Genomic DNA, 24,179 nt, shown 5'->3' with positions numbered 1-24,179 from the left:
CGCCGCAAGTGTTAAAGGATTTAGACCACAGCCCCTGCGTTGGGGTCGTTGGGGTCTTGTTCAGAGGCCTTGGTGGGCGCCTTGATCAGATCCTCACGTTTGACACCCAGCCACATGGCAATGGCTGCGGCCACGAACACCGAGGAGTAGATGCCGAACAAGATGCCGATGGTCAGTGCCAGCGCAAAGTAATGCAGGCTGGGTCCACCGAAGAAGAACATGGACAGCACCATGGCCTCGGTCGAGGCGTGGGTGATGATGGTGCGGCTCATGGTCGAGGTAATCGCGTGATCAATGACCTCATGCGTGTTGAGCTTGCGGAACTTGCGGAAGGTTTCGCGGATACGGTCAAAGATCACCACAGACTCGTTGACCGAATAACCCAGCACCGCCAGCACACCTGCCAGCACAGAGAGCGAGAACTCCCACTGGAAGAAGGCGAAGAAGCCCAGGATGATGATCACGTCATGCAAGTTGGCAATGATGGCTGCCACACCGAACTTCCACTCGAAGCGAAAAGCCAGGTAAATGATGATGCCCAGCACCACCATGCCCAGGGCCATCAGGCCGTTGTGCATCAGCTCGTCACCCACCTGCGGGCCGACAAACTCGGTACGACGCAGCGTGACTTCTGCATCTTCGGCCTTGAGCGCCGTAAGCACTTGCTCACTTTGCTGAGCAGTCGTCACGCCCTTTTGCACGGGCAGGCGAATCATCACGTCCTTGGACGTGCCGAAATTCTGCACGATCACATCGGGGTAGCCGATCTTGGAGACGGTGTCACGCACCTTCCCAATGTCGGCAGGCTGAGTGTAGGCCACTTCCATGACCGTACCGCCCGTGAATTCCACGGACAGATGCAGACCGCGCGAGAACAGGAAAAAGACCGCCAGCGCAAAAGTGATGAAGGAAACCGCGTTGAGGAACAACGCGTACTTCATGAACGGGATGTCTTTTTTGATACGGAAGAATTCCATGATCTTCCTCCTTAGTTGTTGCTGCCGCGACCGGCCACAGAGCGGTGGCCAGAGCCATCTTCAGGCTTCCAGACCTGACCGATGGACAGAGTCTTGAGCTTTTTCTTGCCGCCATACCAGAGGTTGACCAGACCGCGCGAGAAGAACACGGCCGAGAACATGCTAGTCAGAATGCCGATGCAGTGCACCACGGCAAAGCCTCGCACCACGCCCGAACCAAAGGCCAGCAGCGCCAGACCGGCAATCAGCGTAGTCACGTTGGAGTCCAAAATGGTGTGCCAGGCGCTCTCGTAACCCGCGTGAATCGCCGCCTGCGGCGAAGCTCCGGCACGCAGCTCTTCACGAATACGCTCGTTGATCAGCACGTTCGAGTCAATGGCCACACCCAGCGCCAGCGCCATGGCGGCAATGCCGGGCAGGGTCAGCGTGGCTTGCAGCATGGACAAAATGGCCAGCAGCAGCAGCACGTTCACCGACAGGGCAATCGTGGAGAACACGCCAAACAGCATGTAATACACGCACATAAAGCCCGCAATCGCCACCAGACCCCAGACCACGGAATCCACGCCACGCTTGATGTTGTCCGCACCCAGGCTTGGGCCGATGGTGTATTCCTCGATGATCTCCATGGGAGCTGCCAGCGAGCCTGCGCGCAGCAGCAGCGAGGTGTCGTTGGCTTCCATGGTTGTCATGCGACCGGAAATCTGCACACGACCGCCGCCAATCTCACCGCGGATCACCGGCGCCGTCACCACCTCACCCTTGCCCTTTTCGAACAGGATGATGGCCATGCGCTTGCCCACGTTCTCGCGGGTCACATCCTTGAAGATGCGCGCACCCTTGGCGTCCAGCGTCAGGTTGACGGTGGGCTCCTGGGTCTGGCTGTCAAAGCCGGGCTGGGCATCGGTCAGGTTCTCGCCGGTCAGCGTCACCTGCTTTTGCACAATGATGGCCTGGCCATTACGGTCCAGATATTTTTCGGAGCCAAAAGGCACGGGCCCGGAGCCCAGCTCGGCTGAGCGCGCTTCGGCAGACTCGTCCACCATGCGCACTTCCAGCGTGGCGGTACGGCCCAGAATGTCCTTGGCCTTGGCCGTGTCCTGCACGCCGGGCAGTTGCACCACGATGCGGTCCAGGCCCTGCTGCTGAATCACCGGCTCGGCCACGCCCAGCTCGTTGATACGGTTGTGCAGCGTGACGATGTTCTGCTTGAGCGCCTGCTCCTGCACCTTGCGCAGGGCTTCGGGCTTGATGGTTGCCACCAGCTTGAAGCCCGTGCCATCAGCCACGGAAGTCGCTGTCAGGTCAGGGAACTGATCGGCAATCAGATTGCGCGCTGCAGTCAGCGTGGCTTCATCGCGCACGCGGATGCTGACATTGTTGCCATCACGGCTGACACCGCCGTGGCGGATGTTCTTGTCGCGCATGGTGGTGCGCAGATCGCCGGCAAAGCTCTCGGCCTTCTTGGTCAGGGCCGCTGCCATATCCACCTGCAGCATGAAGTGCACGCCGCCGCGCAGGTCCAGACCCAGGTACATGGGCTTGGCGCCAATGGCAGTCAGCCAGTCGGGCGAGCGCGAGACCAGATTCAGCGCCACGATGTAGGTGGGATCGCTTGGATCGGCGATCAATGCCTTCTGGATCACGTCCTTAGCCTTGAGCTGCTCATCGGGCGTATCAAAGCGGGCACGCACCGAAGTGCCTTCCAGCGACAGCGAATCTGCCTGAACGCCCGCCTCTTTCAACGCAGACTCCACCTTTTGCAGCACGGAGTCATCCACCTTCACAGTGGACTTGGCCGAGGAGACCTGCACCGCAGGCGCTTCACCAAAAAAATTGGGCAGGGTGTAGAGCACCCCCACCAGCAGCGCGATCACGATGATCGCGTACTTCCAGACCGGGTATCGGTTCATGATCGCGCTCTTTGTTTTACAGCAACGCACAACGGGTACGCACACTCTGGCCGAGCGCCGTACCCCTCAAAACTCACAACAGACAGGCTTACTTGGCCGTGCCCTTGGGCAGCACTTGCACCACAGCGGAGCGCTGGATCTGGATTTCCACGCCAGATGCCACTTCGATGTAGAGGAACTGCTCGGCAATGCGTGTCACGGTGCCGATGATGCCGCCGGCGGTCGCCACTTCGTCACCCTTGGCCAGTGCGTCAACCATGGCGCGATGCTCTTTCTGGCGCTTCATCTGGGGGCGGATCATCACGAAGTACAGCACCACGAACATCAGCACCAGAGGCAGCATGCCGGTGAGCGAACCCATGAAGCCGCCTTCAGCAGCGGCGGCAGGAGCGGTCTGAGCGAAAGCAGAAGAAATGAACACGAAAAGGCTCCGAAAGAGTGAATTTGTCAGAAATAGGGTCTGACAGACGCGCGGTTGCAGCGACGGCCAGGTCAGCGGGACATTGTATTCGGCTGGCTTGTTCCCAAGATGGGCAGGGTCAGTCAGATGGCACAGGCATTCCCTGATGTGCTGGCTGTATCGCAGCTCATACGCACAGGACTTGTAAAAAGCATAGCTTCCAGCGCTTAATTCTTAATGATTTCCGACTGTTTTATATTTGAATATCAGGAAATACAAGCGCAACCAGCTATCAAATTCACATATAGAACCAATAGCCCCCTCAATACAAAGGCCGGGTCTCCCCGGCCTTTTTTGTGATGCGAATTCTCGCAATTAGTTCACTGGCATTGCTTGCACAGCGACAGGCGCGGCGGCTGCCGGCGCATTCCAGCGCTGCATCAGGCCCTGCCATTTGGTTCGTGCCGCCGCCAAATTGCGCTCCTTCACATGGCCGTAGCCGCGAATGTCCTCGGGTATGGACGCGATTTCCACGGCCAGCGCCAGCTTGTCGACGCTCAAGTCCTTGAGCAGAGTCTCGATGCACTGGCGGTATTCCACGATCAGCGCACGTTCGGTCTTGCGCTCTTCGGTGCGGCCAAACGGATCCAGCACCGTGCCGCGCAGGCCCTTCATGCCCGCCAGCACGCCCATGGCCTTGCGCATCCAGGGGCCATAGGCCTTTTTCTTCAGCTGACCTTTTTCGTCCTTCTGGGCCGTTGTGGGCGGCGCCAGGTGGTGAACGATCTTGAAGTCGCCCTCGAACATCTCGCTGATCTTGCTGGTGAAGGCCGCATCGGTGTGCAGGCGCGCCACTTCGTACTCGTCCTTGTACGCCATCAGCTTGAACAAATAGCGCGCCACGGCCTGCGACAGGCGTGTGCCCTGGCCCAGCTTTTCCTCTGCGCCGCGCACCTTGGCCACAAAGTCCTGGTACTGCTTGGCGTAGTCGGCGTTCTGGTAGCCAGTCAGAAACTCCACACGCTTGGCCAGCATTTCGTCCAGCGAAGGCTTTTTGACAAACTGGATGACCTGCGAAGCCTGATACAGCGCCCGCACCGCAGCCAGATCATGGGCGCAGCGGCGACCCCACTCGAACGCGGCCTGGTTGTTTTCGATCTGCACGCCGTTGAGCTCCATGGCCCGCATCAACGCGGCATGGCTCAGTGGCACGCGGCCTTTTTGCCAGGCGTAGCCCAGCATCATGGGGTTGGCATAGATGCTGTCGCCCAGCAGCGCCGTGGCGGCTTTTTCGGCATCAAAGCTGCCGATGCCGTCCACACCCACAGCGTCGACCAGAGCCTGCACGCAGCGTGCATCGGGCGACTGCCAGTCGGGGTTACCCACAAACGCCGCCGTGGGCGATGCATGGGTGTTGAGCGCGATGAAGGTGCGGCCCGGCTGCATCACCGACATGGTGGTGGGCGTAGCCGTGACGATGGGGTCGCAGCCAATGACCAGATCGGCCTTGGCCATGTCCACCTTGGTGGTGTAGATGGCGTCCACACGGTTGGCGATCTGGATATGGCTCCAGGTCGAGCCGCCTTTTTGTGCCAGCCCTGCGGCATCCTGCGTAATCACGCCCTTGCCTTCCAGGTGGGCAGCCATGCCCAGCAGCGAGCCAATGGTGATCACGCCTGTGCCGCCCACGCCAGCCACCACAATGCCCCAGGCCTGCTCGGCAACGGGCAGCACAGGGTCGGGAATGCCGGGCATGGAGTCCAGATTGCCCTTTTTCTCTTTCTTGGGCTTTTTGAGCGTGCCACCTTCCACCGTCACAAAACTGGGGCAGAAACCGTTGACGCAGGAGTAATCCTTGTTGCAGCTGTTCTGGTTGATGCGGCGCTTGCGGCCAAACTCGGTCTCGACCGGCTCCACCGAAAGGCAGTTGGACTTGACCGAGCAGTCGCCACAGCCTTCGCAGACCAGCTCGTTGATGATGACGGTCTTGTCCGGCGTGCTCAGGGTGCCGCGTTTGCGGCGGCGGCGCTTTTCGGTGGCGCAGGTCTGGTCGTAGATGATGGCCGTGCAGCCCTTGAGCTCGCGGAACTGGCGCTGAATCGCGTCCAGCTCATCGCGGTGGTGCACGGTCACGCCCTCGCCCAGCTTCACGCCGTCGTATTTCTGCGGCTCGTCGGTCACGATCACCAGCTTTTGCACACCTTCGGACAACAGACTGTTCATGATCTGCAGCACCGAATGGCCCTCGGGGCGCTCGCCCACGCGCTGGCCACCGGTCATGGCCACGGCGTCGTTGTAGAGCACCTTGTAGGTGATATTGGTGCCCGCCGCGATGCTCTGGCGAATCGCCAGCAGGCCGCTGTGAAAGTAGGTGCCGTCGCCCAGATTGGCAAAGACATGCGGCTCTTTGGTGAACGGTGCCTGGCCCACCCAGGTCACGCCCTCACCGCCCATTTGCGTGAAGGTGCTGGTGTTGCGGTCGGGCATCCAGGTCGTCATGTAGTGGCAACCAATACCGGCCACGGCGCGGCTGCCTTCGGGCACGCGGGTGCTGGTGTTGTGCGGGCAGCCGCTGCAGAACCACGGCGTGCGGTCACCGGTCGATGCTTCCTTGGCGGCCTTGAGCGCGGCCTCGCGGGCGTCCAGTACGGCGATGCGCTCCTGCATGCGCGCTTCGATATGCGCGGGCACCCCCAGCTTTTTCAGGCGCTGGGCAATAGCACGGGCAATCAGCGCGGGTGTCAGATCGGCATTGGGGCGCAGCAGCCAGTCGGAGCTGGGGTTGGGCAGCGACCATTCGCCACCATGCTCGTCGCCAAACTTGCCCACCACATTGGGGCGTACATCGTCGCGCCAGTTGTACAGCTCTTCCTTGACCTGATATTCGATGACCTGGCGCTTTTCCTCGACCACCAGAATTTCCTGCAGGCCGCGCGCAAAGTCACGCGTGATGGTGGCCTCCAGCGGCCAGACCACGTTGACCTTGTGCAGGCGAATGCCCAGCTGGCGACAGGTTTCGTCGTCCAGCCCTAGATCGACCAGCGCCTGGCGCGTATCGTTATAGGCCTTGCCGCTGGAGATGATGCCAAAGCGATCGTTCGGCCCTTCAATCACGTTGTGGTTGAGCTTGTTGGCACGCACATAGGCCAGGGCTGCGTACCACTTGTAGTTCATCAGGCGCGCTTCCTGCTCCAGTGGCGGGTCGGGCCAGCGGATATGCAGGCCGCCGGGCGGCATGACAAAGTCTTCAGGAATGATGATGTTGACGCGGTCGGGATCGACCTCGACAGAAGAAGACGACTCCACCACTTCCTGAATCGTCTTCATGCCTGACCACAGGCCCGAGAAACGGCTCATGGCAAAGGCGTGCAAGCCCATGTCCAGGATGTCCTGCACACTGCTGGGAAAGAACACCGGCGTGCCGCAGGCCTTGAAGATGTGGTCACTCTGGTGCGCGGCAGTGCTGGATTTGCTGATGTGGTCATCGCCCGCAATCGCAATCACGCCGCCATGCTTGGCCGTACCCGCCATATTGGCGTGCTTGAACACGTCCGAACAACGGTCCACGCCCGGCCCCTTGCCGTACCAGATGCCGAAGACGCCATCGAATTTCTTGGTATCGGGATAAAGATCAAGCTGTTGCGAGCCCCAGACCGCAGTGGCGCCCAGCTCCTCATTCACGCCGGGCTGAAAGACGATGTGGTTCGCCTCCATGTGCTTCTTGGCTGCCCACAGCGACTGGTCATACGTACCCAGCGGAGAGCCGCGATAGCCGCTGATAAAGCCTGCGGTGCTCAGCCCCGCCTGTGCATCGCGCAAGCGCTGCAGCATGGGCAGTCGGACCAGGGCCTGCACGCCACTCATAAAGGCGCGACCGCGATCCAGGGAATATTTGTCGTCCAGAGTCACGGACTCCAGGGCACGACGGACTTCATCGGGCAAGGGGGCATTCATGGCTTGTTGTCTCCATGGGGGGTGAGCGCCCATCGCAGCTGTTGGCCACCTGGGCAGCTATTTATGCATGACTGCGCCAACGACACAGAACACGAGCTGTTTTCACAAAGTTTACGGAAAAGGCCCAGCATAGAGCTTTCTTTTTATTGCCGGGATTAACCTAGTTTTTGAAAGAATCTTGCTGTAAATTGCGCAACATGAATCAGCTAGACAAGTTTGACTGGGCCATCCTGAATGAGCTGCAAATCAATGCACGCCTGACCAATGCCGAGCTGGCGCAGCGCGTAGGCCTGTCCGCCGCGCCCTGCTGGCGGCGCGTGCGAGCCCTGGAAGAGGCCGGCTACATCACCGGCTATCACGCCACGCTGGACCGTCACAAGCTGGGCCTGGGCGTGTTGGCCTTTGTGCGTGTGGATGCCGCGCAGAACACCGCCGACATCACCGAGCGCATGGAAGAAGCCATTCGCCTGCTGCCCGAAGTCACGACCTGCCACTACATCAGTGGTGCTGGAACCTTCGAACTGCAAGTCGTCGCCAAAGATCTGGAGAACTTTTCCGGCTTTGTGCGCAACGTGCTGCTGCGCCTTCCCAACGTCAAAGACGTTCACACCATTTTTTCGCTGGGGGAGGTGAAGTCCAGCAGCGCTCTGCCGCTACCCTATACACTGACGGCCGCAAAAAACAACCCATAGGCCTTTGCACAGGCCACCTGGAGCAGAGGAGAGCAATGAAATTGATGAAAAAACACCAAAAAACCATACTCAACAAAGGCTGCAAGCTATTGTTTTTGATAAGCTTTATCAGTACGCCCCTGCTGCACAGCGCACAAGCAGCAAGCATCTACCAGTGCAGGCAACCCAACGGGCAAATGGCCTTCCAGCAGACGCCCTGCGCACCCAGCGATGCACAAACCCAGATCCGTCAGACCCCGAACACACTGACAACCGCGCCACAACCGCAGCGGATAGCCCCCACACCGACCAAAACCGAGACTGCAATACCGGGCAGCAGCGACCGCCAAACCTGCAACGATGCTGGCGTCACCGTCCTGGAACGCAAGCTCAACCACCCGCAAGCGGTGTACCAAGCCTGCAAAAAGGAATTGCCCGGTCGCCAGAATGATCAAGCTTGCATGGAGGCCTGCGTCCATACCTGGCTGCGCGGCTACGAGAAAAGCCTGAAGAGCCAGTAGGCTGGCTTCGGACCTGCCTCGCGACATGCGTTTGGGACATCCGTACAGCCGTTTCATTCCGCCAGCGAAACTACGTATTTATCACATCAAGTTCCTCCGTCAGAATGGGCCTCATGGCCCATGAAGACCCTCCTGATCGCGCAGACCCATCTCCTGTTTCTGAGTCAGGTCCCGCTCCCAAGGGCAAGCTCCTGGAAGACTCCTCAGAAGTAAACGCGCACAGCACCGCCCCACCAGCAACAGCTCCCAGCGTCTGAGCACCTCTGAGCGCCCCCACCTTCCGTATGCTGTGGCTGATCTGGATGGCGGCCAATATCTGCATGTGGATGAACGATGTCGCCGCAGCCTGGCTGATGACATCGCTGACAACCTCGCCCGTGCTGGTCGCGCTGGTGCAGTCCGCCTCCACACTGCCGGTGTTCTTTCTGGCCCTGCCCAGCGGCGCGCTGGCCGACATCCTGGATCGGCGCCGTTACTTCATCGTCACCCAGTTCTGGGTGGCCGCCGTGGCGCTGCTGCTGTGTCTGGCCGTGCTGTCCGGCCAGCTCACGCCCTATCTGCTGCTGGCTCTGGTGTTTGCCAACGGCATTGGCCTGGCCATGCGCTGGCCGGTGTTCTCGGCACTGATTCCCGAACTGGTGCCCAAGCACCATCTGCCGTTTGCCATGGCGCTCAACGGCGTGGCCATGAATGCCTCGCGCATCATCGGGCCGCTGGTGGCGGGCGCCATCATTGCCAGCCTGGGCAGCGCCTGGGTGTTTGTGCTCAATGCGGCGCTGTCCATCATTTCGGGCTTTGTGCTGCTGCGCTGGAGACGCCAGCAGCCGGACAACCCGCTGGGCCGCGAGCGCCTGGGCTCGGCCATGCGCGTGGGCCTGCAGTTCATCAAAGAGTCGCCACGCATGCATGCCGTGTTGCTGCGCACCATCTGCTACTTTTTGCAGGCCGCCGCCATCATGGCGCTGCTGCCGCTGACGGCTCAGCGCCTGGACCACGGCAGCGCCGCCAGCGGCAGTGCCGGCACCTTTACCGTCTTGCTGGCCTCCATGGGCGCTGGCGCGATTCTGGGCGCCACGCTGATGCCACGCATACGCCAGATGCTGTCGGGTGAGCGCACGGTGCTGGCCGGTGTGGCCGCGCAAAGCATTGCCACGCTGACCGTGGCCTTCGCACCCCATATTTCCGTCGCTGTGCTGGGCATGATGCTGTCTGGCGTAGCTCTGCTGGCTACCGCCAATACGCTGGGTGTGGCGGCGCAAATGGCCTTGTCCAACTGGGTGCGGGCACGCGGCATGTCGATTTATCAGATGTCCATCATGGGCAGCACGGCCATTGGCGCGGCCATCTGGGGCAAGCTGGCCAGCCTGGCCACGGTGCAGATCAGCATGGCGGTGGCGGCCATCAGCGGGCTGACCGCGCTGCTGATCGTGCAACGCCTGAACCCCGACCGCGACATTGAGGAAGACCTCAGCCCCTCGCGCGCCTTCACGCCGCCCGCGCACAGCGAGCCTGAGCAAGGCCGCGTGGTGGTGACCATCGAATACCAGATCGACCCGGCCAAAGCCGATGCGTTTCGCGAGCTGATGCAGCTCAGCCGCCGCAGCCGCCTGCGCCAGGGCGCACTGTCCTGGCAGTTGCTGCACAGCATGAGCCAGCCCGAGCGCTATGTGGAGCAGATTACCGACGAGTCCTGGACCGAGCATCTGCGCCGCTTTGAGCGCGTCACGGCCGACGACGTCGCCCTGCGTGACCGCAAGCTGGCCTTTCACAAGGGCAAGGAGCCGCCCGTGGTGCAGCGCTTTTTTGCCGATGCCAGCTGAAACAAAAAAAGGAGCTGCCAGCGCTTGCCAATCAACAGTTTCAAGCATGAAAAACCTTGAAACCATTAACCAGAAAGCGCCTTCAGCTCCTGTTTTTAAGATGACTCAGCGCAAATGGGGGGCAGACCTGGCCAGCGCCTTGGGCCAGAAAGCCCAGAGCTTGAGCGGCTGCTTGACGCGGCCCGCCACATCGCCGGCCTCTGGGCCCCAGCCCATGAAGTAGTCGGCGCGCACGGCGCCCAGAATGGCGCTGCCCGTATCCTGCGCAAACACCAGGCGGTTGAGCGAGATCGTGGGACCGGGCGTGGACAGCCAGACCGGCGTGCCATAGGGAATGCTGTTGCGGTCCACGGCAATCGAGCGGCCCGGCGTCAGCGCCACGCCCTGTGCGCCCTTGGGGCCGAACTGGGCATCAAACTCGTTGAGCGCCTCTTCCTTAAAGAACACATAACGCGGATTGCTCCACAGCATCTCGTTCACCCGCGTGGGGTTGGCCGCAATCCAGGCGCTGATGCCAGGCCAGGTCGCGTCGCGCACCAGGTTCTGATCCAGCAGCCAGCGGCCCACGCTCTTGTAAGGCTGGTCGTTCGTGCCCGCGTAAGCGACGCGAATCATGCGCTGCGTGCCATTGGCTTCGGTCAGCATCAAGCGACCCGAACCTTGAATATGCAGCACCAGCATGTCCACCGGATCGCGCATCCAGGCAATGACTCGGCCTGCCAAGGCGGCCTGTGCCTCGGGCAAGGTGTCGATCTGCTGGCGCGTGTACCAGGGCTTGCGCTTTCCAAAGCCCATGGGCGTCTGATAAAGCGGCACGTTAAAGCCATCGCCCTGCACGCGACGCGCCTCGTACACCGGTTCGTAGTACGCGGTCAGCATGCCATCGGGACTGCCCGTGGTCGCCTCGATGCGATAGGGCTGCAGCGTGTTCATCATCCAGCTGCGCTGCTCATCTTCCGAGGCAATACTCAGGCGGCGTACATCGCTGCACAGACCGGCAAACACGGTGCTGGGCCGCTCGCAGTTCTTGATCCAGGCGTTCCAGGCCTCGTTCAAAGAGTCCTGGGCCACACCGGGCAACTCGCCCCAGTCAACGGGCACCCAGCGGCTCTTGGTCGGTACATTGGCGGAAAACGGAGGCTTGGCTGTAGTGGCAGGCCCGCCATGCGGAGCCATTTCGGGCACCGGCGTCGGGTCGTTTTTCTGCTTGGTGGTGGTACAAGCCACCAGGGTTCCTACAATCAGCGCCAGTGAAACTCGGCGCAGGAGATGGAAATTCATGGGTCTGATTTTGCTTGAAGCACTGCTGGCGTTGGCCATTTTGGTCGCTATTGTGTGGTGGACCATGTTCTCTGGTCGAAAAAAGGGTGAGCTTTCCACGTCAAAGGCGGTCTCCTCCAGCGCCATGGACAAAACCAAACCGGCACCAGACAATGAGTCGCAAGAGTAGCGCATGGCAGTAAACACGCCCGGCAAGCCACTGCGCTGCTGACCGACAGTGACAATCTTTTGCATCTGAATCGGGCTGCTGGCGGGCGTCCTACGTTTTTTGCCTCGTGTTCGCAGTACGCTTGCAGCCGTCGAATCACCACTCATCGAAAACCAAGTGAAGGAGTTTTCTATGCGCAAACAAATGGCTGTAACGGCCGCTCTGGCCTCTGCATTGTTCATCACTGGCTGCGCCAGCACTGGCGGCATGTCGGACACCACCCGCCGCACCGCCACCGGCGCAGGCGTTGGCGCACTGGGTGGTGCTGCCATCGGCGCCATTGCCGGCGGCCACGCAGGCTCCGGCGCGCTGATCGGCGCTGGCGTGGGAGCATTGGGTTCCTACATCTGGTCCAAGAACCTGGAAAAACAAAAGGCGGAAATGGAAGCCGCCACCCAGGGCACTGGCGTGGGCGTGACCCAGACCGCAGACAATCAGCTGAAGCTGGATATCCCCAGCGACATCTCGTTCGCTACCGGCAAGGCTGATATCCAGTCCAACTTCGCTCCCATCCTGGACCGTTTCGCGGAGGGCCTGCGCAACAACCCCAATGCGGAAGTACGCATCATCGGCCACACCGACAGCACGGGTTCCGACTCCATCAATGATCCCCTGTCGCTGCGCCGTGCCGAAGCCACCCGCAACTACCTGACATCGCGCGGCGTCAACGGCGCACGCATCCATGTCCAGGGCATGGGCTCGCGTCAGCCCGTGGCTTCCAACGACACCAACGAAGGCCGTTCCCGCAACCGCCGCGTGGAAATCTTCGTGGGCGAGCGTGCTCCTCAATAATCAGGTTGATACCTGCAAAAAGCCCCGCGTTGCGGGGCTTTTTTCATGGCAGCGGCCTGAGCGTGCTCAGGCTCAGGCGTTACGCAGCAAATTCGCCAACTCCACAGCCGACTTGACCTGCATCTTGTCAAAGACGCGGGCCCGGTGCACCTCTACCGTACGCACACTGATATCCAGCTGATCGGCAATCAGCTTGTTGGGCACGCCTTCAACCACCAGCTTCATCACGTCTTTTTCGCGGTCCGTCAGCTCATTGAGGCGACTGCGCACCTCTTCTCGCCCCTGCAAGGTGGCCAGATGCTGGGCAGACAGCTCAAGTGCCTGCTCTACACGATCCACCAGTGCGTTATCAGAGAACGGCTTTTCGCAAAAATCAAAGGCTCCGCGCTTGACCGTATCCACAGCGGTTGGAACGTCCGCATGGCCGGTCAGAAAGATCACGGGCATGGCCTCCACCTGACCGCGCTCGAGCATGCGGTTGAACAGCGACAGGCCGCTCATTCCCGTCATGCGCATATCCAGCAGCAAGCAGCAGGGGCGGCGCGTCACCGGGCTGCTTTGCAGCACGTTCAAGTCAAATTCTTCGGCGTTGCGATAGCACTCGCTCAGCAATCTGCGTGAACGCAGCAGCCATGCCAATGCCTCGCGGACATCCGCATCGTCATCCACAACATACACAACAGCGTCGGTGACTGGTTCCATGAAGCCTAGTTCTCTCTGGGTTCCCCATGAGACGGAAGCGTAAAAATAAATTCCGTGCCCTGCGGGAGATGCGGGCGGTAATCAAGATGACCGCCATGTTGTTCCACCACGGTGCGGCACAGGCTCAGGCCAAGGCCCATGCCTTCGCTGCGCGTGGTGAAGAAGGGGGTGAACAGCTGCGCGGCCACTTCGGCTGAAATGCCTGCTCCGCAGTCCATGACGGAAAATTCTACCCAACCCTCATTATTCCCTTCGTAGTGGCGCCTGACAGCCAGAGTCAGTACCCTTTCCTTGAGGTCGGGAAAATCCATGGCCTGCATGCCATTGCGCGCCAGATTGAGCAGGACTTGCTCCACCATGGTGACGTCGCAAACCACTCTGGGCAGGTCAGGCTCGAGCTCCAGCTGCACCGTCACATGCAGCTTGTGCGCCTGCAGATACACCAGCGGCATCACCGCATCCACCAGCTCCCCCGGCGTTATCACCTCTCTGGATTTGTCACGCCGACGAATGAAGTCGCGCACGCTTTTAATGACCTTGCCCGCACGATCAGCCTGAAAGCTGATGCGCTCCATGGCCATGCGCAAATCCTGGAGGCGCGAATCCTGCTGAGCTTGCGGCTCATGGTCCAGCATATTGAGGGAGCCCGTGGCATAGCTGGAAATGGCCGCCAGTGGCTGCGTCAGCTCATGGCTGAGCATGGAAGCCATCTCACCCACTGTCGCAAGGCGCGCCGTGGCCTGCAGACGCTCCTGCGAGGCCCGCGAGACTTCTTCCATGCGGCGCTGCTCGCTGATGTCGATGAACGCGCTCATCCAGCCCGTGTGCTGACCCTGTGCCGTAATCAGCGGAGCCTCGAAAATCAGCACGGGAAAACGCGAGCCATCCTTGCGCATGAACACACTCTCATGCCCCTGGCGTGGCGTAGACAACAGACCCGCAAGGCGCTGATCACGCCGGTTCACATATTCCTGTGCCAGCTCGGGCGGCCAGTAAGGCGCCACATTGAGGCCCAGCAATTCCTGTGCGCTAAAGCCCACCATGTTGCAAAAGGCAGGATTCACATAGGTGATGCGCCCCTGGAGATCACGAGCCCTCATGCCGGTGACCAGTGAATCCTCCATAGCCTTGCGAAAAGCCAGTGCATCGGCCAGATCACGCTCTGCACGCAGACGCCGCCGGTTGTCACGCACCAGCACCACCAACACGCTGACCAGCGCAATCGACATGCCGGTGACAAGCGCCGTCATCACATTGGGAAAGACGCTGGGAGCGTGGTGCCAGCTGTCCATGCGCAGCACCAGCGTGTTGCCGGGCAGGTCCAGCAACTGCTGAGCCGTGAACATGCGTGAGCCGCGCCAGGCGGCGCCCACCATGGCCAGGCGTGTGCCATCCGGCTCCGTGAATGAGACCTCCTGCGTGCGCGGCAGGGCTTTGCCCACCTCGCTCATCAAAATGCCCTGGAGACTGTAGGTGCCCAACACATAGCCAACCACATGGCCGCTTTCCGTCAGCGGCATGCAGACCTGCATGGTTTCCGTGCCCAGGCCTTCGCCCAGCAACTGAAAACGGCTGGGCGAGTATGAAGGGCCGTTCACGCGCCTGGCCTGCGTACAGGTCAGCGTCTCACCGGCGTGCGAGTCGGGCCGATCGCTTTCATCCTCAATGATCAGCGTCCGGTAAGGTGTCTCCGCATGCTCGATCAAGCGCATGTTTTCGCTGCGCCACTCCACCCGCATCAAGTCTCTGCGCCGCTGCAGCAAATCAGCGGCATGTTCGCGCCAGGCAGCATGGTTGCCGCTGTGCACATTGAGTGCCAGCAAGTCCTGGAGATTGCGACCCAGCGCTGCGCGGATGTCGCCTACGGCATTGGCCGTATCGCGCTCCAGCTTTTCCTGCACCTGCGATGCCTCGTAGCGCCCCGCCAGCCAGACCATGGTGACCAGCATGCTGACCACCAGAGCCACCAGCAAAGTCCAGAGCGACCAACGCTTCCAGGCCATGCGCCAGCGCCGCCACGGCCAATGGTGGGGATGGTCTTCGGGGAATTCGTCAAGAGCAGTATTCAGCGGTTCAGTCACAGCACGCGATGAGTCAAAGCCGGTAATTGTTGCCGCACTTGCTGCAGCCGGCTGCGCTGGAGCTCGCCCAGAACGACTCCAGTGCCGCTGGCCTGCAAGGCTTGCACTTCTCCCCAGGGATCGATCAGCAAGCTATGTCCCCAGGTACGCCGGCCGTTTTCATGCAGACCACCCTGCCCTGGTGCTAGCACATAAGCCAGATTTTCGATGGCTCTTGCGCGCAGCAGTACCTCCCAATGCGCCTGACCCGTGGTGTGAGTAAAGGCACTGGGCACCAGCAGCAAATCAGCCCCTTGCGCACTGAGCGCACGATACAGCTCAGGAAAGCGAAGGTCATAGCAAACACTCAAGCCCAGACGCCAGCTCTCACCGCTTTTGGCTTGAACATCACAAACCACCGGCAGCTTCCCTGCCTGCACGACCGCCGCCTCGGTATAGCTTTCGCGCCCATTGTCAAACTGGAAAAGGTGAATCTTGTCATAGCGGGCCACGCATTCGCCCTGCGGCGAATACACCAGACTGGTGTTGAGCACATGCTGCTCGTCATCAGCCTGCAAAGGCAGCGTACCGGCAACCACCCACAGCTGCAGCTCTTTGGCTGCGCGCGCCATGAAGTCCTGAATAGGGCCGGTGCCAAAAGCTTCGCGATAGGCCAGCTTGTCGGTATCGGTGGCGCCCATGGCACAAAAGTACTCTGGCAACACCACCAGCTCCGCCCCCAGAGATGCCGCCTGCTGCATCAGGCTGCGTGCCTGCGCCAGATTGGTAGTCACATCCTGGGCAGAGACCATTTGTAGCGCTGCAATTTTCATGGATCCTCCTGTGAGCGAGTATCAGCTGCGGGAGCGGCCTGCTGGTTTGCATCTCCGGCCTCGCCCTTGGGCAAGCTGCGCTTGGGCAGCTCGGTCACCTGAGGATCCTCCCAGCTGCCATGGATATGGAACTCCTTGGTCGTGGCGGCAATCAACGGGCCTCGCAAGATCATCTGCGCCAGAAAGCTGCTCAATCCGACAACGGGGTTGATTGCCGTGGCGACCAAAGAGGCAGACAAGGCATTGATTTCTGGCACCACCACCACATGCAGATCCTGGGTTTCCTTGTCGATATCAGCCGAGCCCTCCATCAGCACTGCCGCATTGACACCTTTCATCTGCATGTTATTCGTCTTGGCAATACCGCGCTGAATGGCGACGTCGCCACGCATGAAGTCAAACGAAAAGCCATTGCGGAACACATCCCGGAAATCCAGCGTCAAACGCCTTGGTAAAGATTGCAGGCTGAGCACCCCCAGCAGCTTGGCAAGACCAGGCTCTGCCTTGAGAAACTGGCCTTTTTGCACGTCCAGGTGCACCGCGCCGGACATGGTCTTGAACAGTGGCGTTAACGGAGAGCCTGTCCAGCTGATATCGCCCTGCAAAGCGCCCTGACCATTGGCCACTACACCCGGCATGTCAAAGCGGTTGAGCAGCTTTCCGACATCGCGCAGATTGAGCTGAAACTGCAGCTGGGTCTGGCCTGGGTGTTTTTTGTCACTGGAGTGCAAGCCCCAGGAGCCATGGGCTGCCAGAGATGCCTCAGGGGTCGTGATATTGAAGCGCGACAGCTGCCACTCCCGCATTCCGGGCCCCGCAGAAAGCCAGTGATTGCGAGCCACCACATCCAGCTTGCCCAATGAGCGCTTGCCCAGCTGAAAGTCATCCACACGGACCTGCAGGGCCGGCAACTCACGCAGCTCACTTCCCTGGGAAACCGTGGCTGTCAGTTCCTCATCGGATGCTTCAGGAACTGTCAGGCGCGATAGCTTGGCAATCACCAGCCCCCCAGGCTCTAGGGCTGAAGCCTCACGGTATTCAATATTTCCCGCCAGCTCGCGCGCCTGTATCTGGCTATGCCATATCTGCTCGGTATGGCTGAGCTGCAGCGATACGTCATGCAACGAACGACCATGGAATTGCACCTGCTGCGCCTTCAGTGTCAGCTGTGCGGGCAACCACTGGCGCCACGGCTCCTGTTCAGGTATGGCCGCACCAGCGACCCGATCTGTCTCCTCGGGCAGCAAGGAGCTCCAGGCATCAAGGTCCAGCACAGGGAGTTGCACATTCGCCTGCAGACCTGCCAGAGGCAGGCTTGCCTCGGCTGTGCCGGACTCCACCAGCTCCACACTGCCGCGCATGATTCGCGCCTGCTGCGCACTGATATCTCGCTCCAGCACGGCAGCCGCTTTATTGCCCCATTGCACACTGATCTGGTCCGTCAACGGTTTGGGCACTGGTGGCACCGTGTGTTGAATCTGCAAAGCCAACGCGCTCTCTGCGGGCTTGTTAAAAGGCGCGGGCAATTGCACGGCCATGCCCTGCAAGTCCGTCTGCAAGCTGATCTCAGGCAGGCTGTGCTGAACCTTGACCTGCAAGCCATAGCGTGCCTGGCCCTGGAAGTGCCGGGCCAGCGCTGCCAGCTCACTCATCTCCTGGGCTTCGCGCAAGCCCTGCGCTGTCGCTGTGCCGTCCACACGCACCATCACAGGAGCAGCTGCACCATTTCCTGCAGGCTTCATACCGCCCTCAATGCGCACCTCGCCACCCAATGCTCTGGCCTGCACTCCATCTATCTGAAAGCCAACTTCCGAAAAGTGCACATTGCCCCGAATCTGGCTGAGCACAGGAACCTCGGGCATCAACTGCAGCGTATTACCTGCCAGCGCCACCTCGCCATGCACCTTGCTGCGATCCATATCCATGGTTGGCAAATGCAACTTGAGGCTGAGCCTGGCATTTCCCGACGCCTTGCTACTATCAAAAACATTAGCAGTCAGCCCAGACAGTGCCGAGGTCTGGATCAAATTGAGCATATCGCCCAAAGGACCATGCGCCTTGGCACTGACTTCCACCTCGGTCTGGTTCCAGTCAGCTACCTCGGCTTGCGCTTCATCCACCACGATGTCGGTATGTCCCAGAAAGCCCCTGGCCTTGCGAACCTGCATGGAATTACGGTCAAACACCAGCTCCCCTGAGAGCTTGGTCAACGGCGGCCAAGGCTTTTCACCAGCATTGAGCAGATAAGCGGGCACAAACTGATAGTGCACGTCCTGCACCTGGGCACTGATGTGGAACTCCCCCTGACCCGGCTTCTCGAACGGGACCTGATCAAGCTCGCCTTTGACACGGAAATTCACGGCGCTGGCTTTGCCTGCGGTGATGGAGTCGCGCACATAACGCAACGCATCGCGGCCCAACTCCTGCGGCAAATAACGGTAAATACGCTCGCCCTTGGCACGACTGAGCTGGCCCTGCAAATTCAGCAGTCCCGGCAGACGCGGCTGCTCCTGGGTCCCTGCTCCCGTCTGCCAGACAGCCTGGGCCTGACCCGCGGTATCTTCATTGGCAAACTTCAGCCTGGGCACCTGCACCGTAATGCTCGGAGCCTTGCTAGGCCCCTCTCTGTGCACCTGCCAACGGATCTGGCCATCCAGCTGACTGAACGGTATCTCCGGCTCTTCAAAAATTCCGGGGAAGCTCAGCACCGCCTTCTCGGCATGTAGCGCCTTACTCAGATCCGCTTCCCCCTTGTCCTGATCCAGCGTGAACTTTCCACTCAGCCCCTGCACACCAGGAATGCCTATGCTCAGCGGCCCCTCCTCCGAAGCCTGTGATTGCAGGCCCAACTGCTCAAACCGGCCCGAAGCTTTGTACTGCGTGGGCTGCTGCAAAGGCCCGCGCCATGAAAGTTGCAGATCGCGTAACTGCCCCTGCGGGGCGAGTGCCCTGAGCTGGGATTGCACTCCATCTGGCAAAGGCAGGCGATGCAGTACCTGCGCAGCAACTGCAAAGTCAATACCATCTGCCTGCAGATTGCCATGCTCACCCTGCCTGCCTTGTGCCGCAGCACCTGTAGGCACATAGTTCAGCCGAAAATCTCCGCGTGGCCAGTGCAGGCCGTCATCAGCCGTGAACTGCAGGCTTTGTACAGAGAATTGATAGCCGTTTTGATGGCGCGCGCGGATGCGTCCCTGCAAAGCCTGCAAGGACAGTGGTGCGGGCCTGTCGTTCCATTGCAGCTGCAGCTCCTGCACAGCCACATCTGCGACAACGCCTACGGGCTGGCCATGCTCCACATCCACCCATGCCCTGACCGAGCCATTACCCTGCTCCATCTGCCAGCTCTGGGCGGGCAGGTACGCGCCCAAATGAGACAGGTCGATATGAGCGAAGTCCAGATAGGCCTGTCCACTCCAGCGCTCCAGCCGTCCCTCATGCACCGACAGCAAGGGCTCCTTGAAGCTGCCCATGACCGTAAAGCGCTGTCCCCACTCTTGTGGCGGCGTGGCATCCATGCGCACAGAGTGATGCCAACGCTTGTTGCGCAACACCAGATCCACCTCCTGCAGTTGCAAAGGTGCCGCCTGACGCATTTCGTCAATCCACTGCAGCCTGCCATTGCGAATGGCGATTTCGGGCTGCGAAAAGACCCAGTCGGAATCCGTTCCTTGGGCTGGATCGGTAGATATGGCAATGCCCGCCACAAAAACCTGTCCATCCGCATCGCGGCGCACGGTCAGATCCGGGCTCTCCAGATAGATTTGCTCCACCCCAAGAGTCATCAGTGAGCGGGCAGAGACTGCCACCACCACCTTGGGCAAAAGCAATGCCTCACTTTGATCGGCTGGGTCATGCAGAACGACATCACCCAGCTCGAAAGTCGGCACCAGACCCGAGCGGTGTGCGCTCAATGCGCCTATGGAAACCGGTATACCCAGAGAGCGTGAGGCCAGGGATTCCAGCTCGGGGCGCCACTGCTCGATTCGCGGCACAATCCAGAAGTGGAGCACCCCCCAAACGGTGGCCAGCACGAGCCATAGGCTCAGGACCAGTCCAAGAGACCACCGTGCCAAGCTGGCCAGCCTGTGAATTCGGCGAGTTGGGAGAGGTTTCGGTTCGATCATCGGTGGCCTAGCAATGGCAGGAATTATGACCGGCGCCCCTGAGCGCGTTACGGTAACCACATGTTGCCGAGCTGATTACCTGTATGCCAGACACCATTTTTTACGGTCCGCATGCAGTCCTCAGAGCAAGTCATGGCAGAAAACGCCCTCAATGTTCCTTCCCCGGCCCAGTACTCGCGCTTTGTGCAGCGCCTTCACCGCCGCTATGAGAACTGGTTCGATGCCTTGCCACCCGGCGCCCCCGATCGGGCCTTGATGGAACAAGCTCTGGCCACACTGCAATCGCGCGGCCTGGACCTCTCGGCTTCACTACGCGTACTGCGCCAGCTGGTGATGGAGCGCATCATTACTCTGGACTGCGAGCAAAGCGCTCCTCTTGCCATCGTCACCAAGGCGGTCACCGAGCTGGCAGAGCTGACGCTGGATCGCGCCTGCTCCCAGGTTCGGGCCGAGCTGGATGCTCGCCATGGCGCTCCCCTGGGCCCAGAAGGCCAGCCCGTACAGCTTTGGATCATCGGAATGGGAAAGCTGGGAGCGCGCGAGCTCAATGTCTCCAGCGACATCGACTTGATCTACGTCTACGAGCATGACGGCGACACCCAGGGCCTGGCCGACGGCCGCGGTGTCATCTCCAACCATGAATACTTTGGCCGGGCCGTCAAAGGCATATTCAGCCTGATTGGTGACACCACCGAGCATGGCTTTGTTTTTCGCGTAGATCTCGCTCTGCGCCCGAACGGCAACTCGGGGGCACCTGCAGTCTCCTTGGCCTCCCTGGAGGAGTATCTGCAAGTCCATGGCCGCGAATGGGAGCGCTTCGCCTGGCTCAAGAGCCGCATCGTGGCTCCGCTGGCCGATATTCAAACACCCAATGTCCAGGCTCTGCGCGGCGTGGTTCTGCCCTTTGTGTTCCGCCGCTACCTAGACTATGCGGTGTTTGACTCGCTGCGCAGCCTGCACCGCCAGATACGTGAGCACGCAACCAAACGCAGCGCCGGCCACCCAGAGCGCGCTAACGATGTCAAGCTCTCTCGCGGCGGCATTCGCGAAATTGAATTCATCGTGCAGCTGCTGCAGGTCGTGCGTGGCGGCCAGTTCCCAGAGCTGCGCTGCCGCCCCACGCTGGAAGCCCTGCAACGACTGGTACGCGCCAACCTCATGAGCAAGGAGATTGCCGACGCCCTGGCCAGCGCCTATACCTTCTTGCGCCAGGTAGAGCACCGCATTCAATACCTAGACGATCAGCAGACGCATGTGCTGCCGACTCGGGACGATGATTTGCTGTGGATTGCCCGCACCATGGGCTTTGCCGATGCCTGCACCTTTTTGCACCAGCTCGATGAGCACCGCGAACTGGTCGCCCAGGAATTCGATACCCTGCTCGGCGGCGATAACCAGCAATGCAGCAATGGCAAGTGCCATGCGGCTCAGGCATCCAGCAGTACCGTATCGCCTCAAGAAATCGAAGACATGATCGAGCTGCTGCCTCCGGCATTGGCCGGTCAGGTCGCAGACTGGCGCAGCAGTGCCCGCATTACCGGCCTGCGCGATGAGGCCCGTGCACGCCTGTACCGCCTGGTGGAGCGCACCGCGCAGTGGGTGGAGAGCGGCCAGGCCACAGAGGAAGCCGCCAAGCGTTTTCTGAACTGGCTGGAACCTTTGCTGCGCCGCGAAAGCTACCTCGCTTTGCTGCTGGAGCGCCCGGCTGTCCACGAAAGATTGCTACACCTTTTGGGTGCTGCGCGCTGGCCTGCCCGTTATCTGCAGCAGCACCCCGGCGTAATCGACGAGCTGGCCAGCGATGCCATTTTCAAAGAGCGCTTTGTCGCCGCCGATTTCGAGCGCGAACTGGCACTGCGCCTGGCCGCACTGCAGTCCACGGGCGAGGACGACGACGAGACCCTGCTCAATCTGCTGCGCCGCGCCCACCATGCCGAGGTCTTCCGAACTCTGGCTCGAGACATCGAAGGCAGCATCACCGTCGAGCAAGTGGCCGACGATCTGAGTGCACTGGCCGACAGTGTGTTGCGTGTCACCGCCCAATGGTGCTGGGAACGCCTGAAAAACCGCCACCGCGAAACACCACGCTTTGGCATCGTGGGCTACGGCAAGCTGGGCGGCAAGGAGCTGGGCTACGGCAGCGATCTGGATATCGTCTTTGTCTTTGACGACGACGATGACCGCGCCCCCGAGGTCTATGCCGCCTATGTGCGCAAGCTCATCAACTGGCTCACGGTGAAGACTGGCGAAGGCGATCTGTTCGAGATCGACACCGCCCTGCGCCCCAACGGCAGCTCCGGCTTGCTGGTGACCAGCTTCGAGTCCTATGCCAACTACCAGCAGCAGCGCGGCAGCAATACCGCCTGGACCTGGGAGCACCAGGCCATGACGCGTGCCCGCTTTGTCCTCGGCAGCCGAGACTTTCGTCTACCCTCAGGCGAGCCAGCCATCAACCTCCATCTGCATCAGCGCTTTGATGCCGTGCGTGAGTCCGTCATCACCGCTCCACGCGATGCCATGGCTCTGCGCAGTGAGATTGAGAATATGCGCGAGCGTGTGCGCAGTGCACACCCCGTACGCAGCGGACTGTTTGACGTCAAGCACAGCCCAGGCGGCATGGTGGATGTGGAGTTCGCCGTCCAGTACCTAGTACTGGCTCACTCGGGCGAGCATCGAGAGCTGATTGACAACGTCGGCAATATTGCACTGCTGCAACGGGCTGAGGATGCTGGCCTGCTGCCCCAGGGCGTGGGCTATGCCGCCGCCAAAGCCTACCGCGAGCTGCGCCGCCTGCAACACGTGGCAAGACTCGACGAGCGCTCGGGCCAACTCGAGCCTGAGCAGGCAAGGGCACAGCGTGAATCCGTGCTCAAGCTCTGGAGCGCCGTGTTCACCCCTGCACCTCTCAATCACTGAGCTTCCCACTCGACGGTGCACCCATGACTGAGCCTGTTCCGCACTGCCGGCGGACTGGCAAGACTCATCAAAGGCCGCATACAGCTAGTACGAATTTGTTACACAAATGAAACCCATTGGATCCGGAACTTCTGCAACAGTGTCGCATCAGATGAACATATGCACTGAGTTGAAAGACCTGCACTACCGTATTTACAGTTGCGAAGCCCTTGGGTCTACCCATTGAAAATTCCCCGGAGCGCTTCTCCTCCCTCCCTCTCTTAATTCGTTTCGGGAAGCTTCGCAACTTTTTTATGCCAGCAAAAAGGCCACTGACAAGTGGCCTTTTTCTTTGTATTGGCTGTGAAGATCAATGTGGCATGGTGCTCACAAAGCTAGGGCGTTGCGCCAGTTTTGCGAGCAGAGCCTCTAGGTTGGCGTGATCGGCTCGCCAGTCCAGCTCGGGAAAACGAAAGTCCAGCCAGGCCAGAGCACAGCAAACGCTGATGTCAGCCAGCGTCAAATGCGTGCCACCGCAGCAAAACGGCTTTTCTGCCAGCCCCTGGGACATGACTTGCAGGGCGGCCTTTACTTTGCCCATCTGTCTGTCCATCCAGGCCTGGCTGCGCTGCTCCTGACTGCGCCCGGGCCAAATGGCTTCCATACGGGCCAAAATGGCCGCATCCAGCATTCCGTCGGCCAGTGCCTCCCAGGTCTTGACCTCGGCACGTTCGCGCCCTGTGCCGGGAATCAGCTTACCGACCGGCGAGAGCGTGTCCAGGTATTCGACGATGACGCGCGAGTCAAACATGGCTTCCGTGCCATCCATCTCCAGCCGAGGAACCTTGCCCAGAGGATTACCGGTCCCGGGCGAGAGCGATTCTTCCCAGGGGTTCTCCTCGACAAACTGATAGTCCAGCTTTTTTTCAGCCAGCACGACGCGGACTTTGCGCACAAAGGGGCTGGTGGTGGAGCCTATTAATTTCATAGCAACCGTTCCATGACGCGAGTCGCCGGCGAAGGTC

General features: G+C 60.5%; 16 protein-coding genes. 6 read left to right on the top strand and 10 right to left on the bottom strand.

Annotation, left to right across the window (positions count from 1 at the left end):
* Nucleotides 1–20: 20 nt before the first annotated feature.
* From secF to AC2I9W_RS13090, 4 genes are all read right to left on the bottom strand, one after another.
* Nucleotides 21–977: a protein translocase subunit SecF gene (gene secF, locus AC2I9W_RS13105; protein ID WP_486410390.1), complete on the bottom strand. Its 957-nt coding sequence runs from the start codon at nt 975–977 to the stop codon at nt 21–23.
* 11 nt (nt 978–988) lie between these two features.
* The gene (secD, locus tag AC2I9W_RS13100) at nt 989–2,890 is read right to left on the bottom strand and encodes a protein translocase subunit SecD (RefSeq protein ID WP_486410389.1); all 1,902 of its coding nucleotides are present in this window, start codon (nt 2,888–2,890) and stop codon (nt 989–991) included.
* An 88-nt stretch (nt 2,891–2,978) separates the two neighbouring features.
* The gene (gene yajC / locus AC2I9W_RS13095; RefSeq protein WP_486410388.1) at nt 2,979–3,311 is read right to left on the bottom strand and encodes a preprotein translocase subunit YajC; all 333 of its coding nucleotides are present in this window, start codon (nt 3,309–3,311) and stop codon (nt 2,979–2,981) included.
* Nucleotides 3,312–3,665: 354 nt separating this feature from the next.
* Complete coding sequence (locus tag AC2I9W_RS13090; protein ID WP_486410387.1) at nt 3,666–7,244, bottom strand: indolepyruvate ferredoxin oxidoreductase family protein; 3,579 nt, start codon at nt 7,242–7,244, stop codon at nt 3,666–3,668.
* Nucleotides 7,245–7,441: 197 nt separating this feature from the next.
* Between AC2I9W_RS13090 and AC2I9W_RS13085 the strand changes: the two genes are divergently transcribed.
* The 3 genes from AC2I9W_RS13085 (at nt 7,442) to AC2I9W_RS13075 (ending at nt 10,256) form a co-directional block, all read left to right on the top strand.
* A complete protein-coding gene (locus AC2I9W_RS13085; protein WP_486410386.1) occupies nt 7,442–7,936 on the top strand; it encodes an Lrp/AsnC family transcriptional regulator in 495 nt (164 codons plus the stop codon).
* 35 nt (nt 7,937–7,971) lie between these two features.
* A complete protein-coding gene (locus AC2I9W_RS13080) occupies nt 7,972–8,436 on the top strand; it encodes a DUF4124 domain-containing protein (protein ID WP_486410385.1) in 465 nt (154 codons plus the stop codon).
* A 263-nt stretch (nt 8,437–8,699) separates the two neighbouring features.
* A complete protein-coding gene (locus AC2I9W_RS13075) occupies nt 8,700–10,256 on the top strand; it encodes an MFS transporter (protein ID WP_486410511.1) in 1,557 nt (518 codons plus the stop codon).
* 105 nt (nt 10,257–10,361) lie between these two features.
* Here the strand turns inward: AC2I9W_RS13075 and mltA are convergent, their stop codons facing one another.
* Nucleotides 10,362–11,537 (bottom strand): murein transglycosylase A, encoded by a 1,176-nt coding sequence (gene mltA / locus AC2I9W_RS13070; RefSeq protein WP_486410384.1) that lies wholly within the window; start codon nt 11,535–11,537, stop codon nt 10,362–10,364.
* On the opposite strand from mltA, the gene AC2I9W_RS13065 reads away from it, so the two are divergent.
* Both AC2I9W_RS13065 and AC2I9W_RS13060 read left to right on the top strand, forming a co-directional pair.
* Complete coding sequence (locus tag AC2I9W_RS13065) at nt 11,536–11,706, top strand: hypothetical protein (protein WP_486410383.1); 171 nt, start codon at nt 11,536–11,538, stop codon at nt 11,704–11,706. The two genes, mltA and AC2I9W_RS13065, sit on opposite strands and share 2 nt — an antisense overlap.
* A gap of 171 nt (nt 11,707–11,877) precedes the next feature.
* Nucleotides 11,878–12,537 carry a YiaD family glycine zipper/OmpA-like lipoprotein gene (locus AC2I9W_RS13060; protein WP_486410382.1) on the top strand — a complete coding sequence of 220 codons (660 nt, stop codon included), beginning with the start codon at nt 11,878–11,880 and terminating at the stop codon, nt 12,535–12,537.
* 72 nt (nt 12,538–12,609) lie between these two features.
* On the opposite strand, the gene AC2I9W_RS13055 is transcribed toward AC2I9W_RS13060, so the two are convergent.
* Genes AC2I9W_RS13055 through AC2I9W_RS13040 form a run of 4 tightly spaced genes read right to left on the bottom strand, consistent with a single transcriptional unit; the run spans nt 12,610 to nt 20,259 of the window.
* Nucleotides 12,610–13,239, bottom strand: coding sequence for a response regulator transcription factor (locus AC2I9W_RS13055; RefSeq protein ID WP_486410381.1), 630 nt, complete (start codon nt 13,237–13,239; stop codon nt 12,610–12,612).
* Nucleotides 13,240–13,244: 5 nt separating this feature from the next.
* A complete protein-coding gene (locus tag AC2I9W_RS13050; RefSeq protein ID WP_486410380.1) occupies nt 13,245–15,320 on the bottom strand; it encodes a sensor histidine kinase in 2,076 nt (691 codons plus the stop codon).
* On the bottom strand, nt 15,317–16,132 hold the full coding sequence (locus AC2I9W_RS13045; RefSeq protein ID WP_486410379.1) for a carbon-nitrogen hydrolase family protein: 816 nt from the start codon (nt 16,130–16,132) through the stop codon (nt 15,317–15,319). The genes AC2I9W_RS13050 and AC2I9W_RS13045 overlap by 4 nt, the downstream gene beginning before the upstream one ends.
* A complete protein-coding gene (locus AC2I9W_RS13040; protein ID WP_486410378.1) occupies nt 16,129–20,259 on the bottom strand; it encodes a YhdP family protein in 4,131 nt (1,376 codons plus the stop codon). Before AC2I9W_RS13040 ends, AC2I9W_RS13045 begins: the two co-directional genes overlap by 4 nt.
* Before the next feature lie 132 nt (nt 20,260–20,391).
* Between AC2I9W_RS13040 and glnE the strand changes: the two genes are divergently transcribed.
* Nucleotides 20,392–23,175 (top strand): bifunctional [glutamate--ammonia ligase]-adenylyl-L-tyrosine phosphorylase/[glutamate--ammonia-ligase] adenylyltransferase, encoded by a 2,784-nt coding sequence (gene glnE / locus AC2I9W_RS13035; protein WP_486410377.1) that lies wholly within the window; start codon nt 20,392–20,394, stop codon nt 23,173–23,175.
* A gap of 349 nt (nt 23,176–23,524) precedes the next feature.
* On the opposite strand, the gene AC2I9W_RS13030 is transcribed toward glnE, so the two are convergent.
* Complete coding sequence (locus tag AC2I9W_RS13030; protein WP_486410376.1) at nt 23,525–24,142, bottom strand: glutathione S-transferase family protein; 618 nt, start codon at nt 24,140–24,142, stop codon at nt 23,525–23,527.
* Between the last annotated feature and the right edge of the window lie 37 nt (nt 24,143–24,179).

Source organism: Comamonas sp. FUJ_7, assembly GCF_057369555.1.
Note: the sequence above shows the minus strand (reverse complement) of the source record. Positions and strands in the feature narration are given on the sequence as shown.